This window comes from Photobacterium sp. OFAV2-7 (assembly GCF_022347985.1).
Lineage (GTDB): Bacteria > Pseudomonadota > Gammaproteobacteria > Enterobacterales > Vibrionaceae > Photobacterium.
In genome coordinates this window covers 1-3,696 of record NZ_JAKRFQ010000510.1, presented here as the reverse complement: position 1 = coordinate 3,696, position 3,696 = coordinate 1, and the positions used below count along the sequence as shown (strand labels likewise).

The 3,696-nt window shown below is 44.8% G+C and carries 4 protein-coding genes; 2 read left to right on the top strand and 2 right to left on the bottom strand.

What is annotated here, in order from left to right:
- On the top strand, positions 1–694 hold a 694-nt coding region (locus tag MHN01_RS19970), incomplete at its 5' end, for a hypothetical protein (protein WP_239412972.1).
- A 150-nt stretch (positions 695–844) separates the two neighbouring features.
- Here the strand turns inward: MHN01_RS19970 and MHN01_RS19965 are convergent.
- Positions 845–1,522 carry a response regulator gene (locus MHN01_RS19965; RefSeq protein ID WP_239412970.1) on the bottom strand — a complete coding sequence of 226 codons (678 nt, stop codon included), beginning with the start codon at positions 1,520–1,522 and terminating at the stop codon, positions 845–847.
- Between the two features lie 280 nt (positions 1,523–1,802).
- Here MHN01_RS19965 and MHN01_RS19960 point away from each other — a divergent pair, with 280 nt between their 5' ends.
- On the top strand, positions 1,803–2,288 hold the full coding sequence (locus MHN01_RS19960) for a hypothetical protein (protein WP_239412968.1): 486 nt from the start codon (positions 1,803–1,805) through the stop codon (positions 2,286–2,288).
- A gap of 57 nt (positions 2,289–2,345) precedes the next feature.
- On the opposite strand, the gene MHN01_RS19955 is transcribed toward MHN01_RS19960, so the two are convergent.
- Positions 2,346–3,696, bottom strand: a 1,351-nt coding sequence (locus MHN01_RS19955) for a hypothetical protein (protein WP_239412966.1), incomplete at its 5' end; no start/stop codon positions are given.

Below are 3,696 nucleotides of genomic sequence, written 5' to 3'. Positions count from 1 at the left end.
GATCGGCATTAATCGGCAGCAATTTAACCGATATTTAAATGGTGACAATTGTCCTCGAAGTTACAATATGCGCCAGATTTGTGATTATTTTGGCTTGAGTAAAGCAGAATTATCATTACCCCATGATCAATTTGTTTCATTGGTGAATAGCCGGGCAGACGGGAATACCCAAGCATTGCACCACCCTTTCTCATCGCATATTAGTCAGTTAAGTGAACAAAATAACGAAATGTTCGAACCCTATCTGGGTTATTACTACGAGTATTATTATTCGATGTCCTCACCAGGAAGCATTCTCAAAGGGTTGGTTTGTATTGAGCGCAAGCAAGGTGGGATCTACCATCAACGTACTGAGCGACTCACGGCTGAGGGCGAATTTGGTCAAACCAGTTATTGTAAGTACCAGGGCATGTCTTTTTTCCTCAATGACAGGATTTTTCTGGTTGATTATGAGTCATTAACCCAGAACGAAATTGTGGAAACGATCCTCTTCCCTAGCTTTCAGCACCGGGTCTCTCTTCTGGAAGGAATGAAAATTGGTGTGGCTGCATCGGGAGCGAGAACGCCGATGTCGACCAAGGTTGTCTTCGAGTATTTGGGAAAGAATATTGATGTGCTCAAAGCGCTGAAGAAATGTAGTCTCTACACCAGTGATTCAGAGAGTATCAGTGCCAATATCAGAAGCAAACTATAGCCGATACTACGGTATGGCTGCGCCTTCTGCTGAGAAATTAATAATGAAGGCGTTTTCGTTATTCAGATAAATGACCAACAGGTAAGGTTATGAACATAAGGGTTCATAACCTTTATCGTACTCTGTGCATATTGTGAACTGGCTTATCGATTAGCCCTTAAATTTATAGCCCACACCATACACAGAGGCGATCGGGGAGCTTTCTTCGCAGACGATATTAATTTTTTTTCGGATGTTTTTTATGTGGGTATCAATGTTACGGTCAGATATACCAGTTGTGTCACTGTAAACCCTGTTTAAGATGTTATCACGGGTAAACACACGCTCTACGTTGGTTAATAACAACTCAAAGATTTTAAATTCTATGGGGGTAAGCTCAACTAATTCATCTTTAAAGGAGAGCTTGTATTTGTCTGGTTCAAGTGTAAAGCCAGATTGTTTTATTACAGTGTTTGAGGCCCCGTTGAAACGACGCAATACGGCTTTAATGCGTGCGACCACCTCCCTTGGGCTAAAGGGCTTGCATATGTAATCGTCCGCACCAAACTCCAGACCAAGCAACCGGTCAATTTCTTCGTGCTTGGCGGTGACCATAATAATTGCCAGCTGGGAAAATGATCTTATCTCTTTGCAAATAGAGAGACCGTCCACATGGGGTAGCATTAAATCCAACAGCATTAAATCTACACTGTTTTCTTTCACATATTCCACTACGCCCTGGCCGCTAGATAAGTGTGTAACCCTGAATCCTTCGTTTTCACAATATGCTATCAGTACTTCAGCGATATTGGCTTCGTCTTCAACAATTAATATGTTTTTTTTGTCCATCCCTAATATATCCGGCTAATATTGAGCTAATAGAATACGTGCAGCAGATTTAGGGAAAGATATCAGATTTGGTAACAGCTTAAAAAGGTTTTTAGGCGAAGAAACAACTCTTGCGAGTATAACGAGGCTCTCAGTCAGCATGGAAGGTTTGACATTTGAAATTCTGAACAGAGTATCAAGAATGTCATTCGTACTGGTAGAACCTCTGTATGTTACCTTCCCGTTATCTAACATTCCTTAAGCTAGCGTCATCTATTCAGTGGAAACAAAAGGAATTGTGATGATCCGGTTTTTTCAATTCTTAATCGCTATCGCTTTATTGGGGATTGTCGGCTATTTTGTCATGCAAATTGAGTTTGAAGCAGAGAGCGAGCAGCCAAAGTACCAGTTTTTGATAGCGAAGTACCGGCCTGAAAGTGAAGAGTACAGAAACCTGTACCTCCATTATTCGAGTTTGGAGAGTATTCCTATGCCTGTAGGATCTTGGGAGGCGTTTAGTAGTCCAAGTCGTCACTTCATCTTGAAGATCAATGAGGGCGGAGGTTTTGTGCTTGCTGTAAACCCCAATGCCAACGATGATTCTGAGGCAGCTGTAACGGGTATATTGAATATAACTGGCCAAGCTTTCAAGGCTCACCATCTTGCTGGTTCAGCAAAAAAAATTATCCCCAAGAGCGGCCATATTGTCGTGAAACAATATTCGCCGAAGGAAATTCAGGTTATTCATCCACAATCTCTTGAGGTGATTATTTTTAGTAAAATCTAAACCCTGCGGGCGTGGTAACCTGATTTGGCCTTCGGCTTATGTTTAACCCGGTATCTGCTAAAGTCCGAATAAGTCGTCGGTATTAGAGATGTATGGGTCGAGTACAGTCGTATCCGTTATTTCTGCAGAGTAGAGAAAAGGCGTTGTAGCAACGGAAAAATCGAAGGCTGTACCATCGTCATAGGTGCCGGACATGATCGACTCTCTGAGCGTTGCCAATTTGGCCTTTTGGTCGTCGGTCAACGATGCATAGAGCTGGGTGAAGAAGTTTGCATAGTAATAATTGTTCTCGCCGTCTAACTCACCATAGATTGCAGACTTCTCCAGGACTTCGGCCAGCACCTCGGCTTTAAAATCATCCGAGGGCTCGGTCGTGGTAATGAGGCTGCGAAGAGCGGTGGAGATATCCGTCCTGGCTTTCACAATGTTAGAGGTTCCGACATACAAGTTTTCTCGTTGAATATCGACGAGGCTGGTGATTAGCGTAGCTTGGCTAGAAGAGACATATCCCTTGGAACTGTCAATCAGCGCCGCTCCTGCCGTTGCCGTCAATTGTTCGTCGATGTTGTATCCTTCAACGCCGATGGCAGGTGCATCCTTAACGTAGAAGGAACCATAGTAAGTGCCTTGTCGCTCGGGGCAAAAGTAGATATCGGCCTCTAATGAGCCGGCATACCAGCTGTAGAGATCGCCGGCGTAGGTCATTACAGCTACTGACTCATCGTGAGAAAGGCCCTGGAGTTTTTCCTTGATAAGGGTTTCGTCTACGTCTGGCCATGAGCTCCAGCCTTTACCTTTCATCTCGTCGAGGTAATCTGTTTGTGTCCAGTCCATACTCCTGAAAATGTCAGCGAAAACAGCAGCACGGTCATAGCTAATTTGACCGTCAAGCTCGTATAGCTCCCTGGATGCAGCGATGATTTCGGTGAGGTTCAATTCCGTCGTTCCGGATGGTATGTCGCCCTCCATCAATCGACGAAAAGCCTTCATCAGCGGGAAACGCTGATAGCCATACTCGTTGATTTGACTCACCTGGCTGCTAGCGAGTGTTGTCAGCATTTCCAGCTGGGAGTCATTCAGTATGGACAACACATTGTAGGCGACTTTAGTAAGGAAGCTGGTATTGTGCCCCATGCCATCAGGATCATTGTCACGCAGGTATTGGAACCCCCAGTAGTCGGCCACCTTGCCGGGAGGGAAGAATGATTGGGCTTCCAGGTTACCGGTTACCATGGCCAGCCCGGAGAATGCGAGTGTAGAGCGCTGTGCTTCATCAGAAAGGGTTTGCTCTATGGTGAAGTTATTGTTTGTGTTTTCTAAACGCTCGTAGTCCACAACCATGTTGGCCGAATCCAGAGTGATCCCTTGAATGGCCGCGTGCAGCGTATCACGATCACTTATCACATCC

Coding starts and splice junctions, on each gene's coding strand:
- MHN01_RS19965 (WP_239412970.1), bottom strand. CDS start 1,522: ATGGACAAAAAAAACATATTAATTGTTGAAGACGAAGCCAATATCGCT.
- MHN01_RS19960 (WP_239412968.1), top strand. CDS start 1,803: ATGATCCGGTTTTTTCAATTCTTAATCGCTATCGCTTTATTGGGGATT.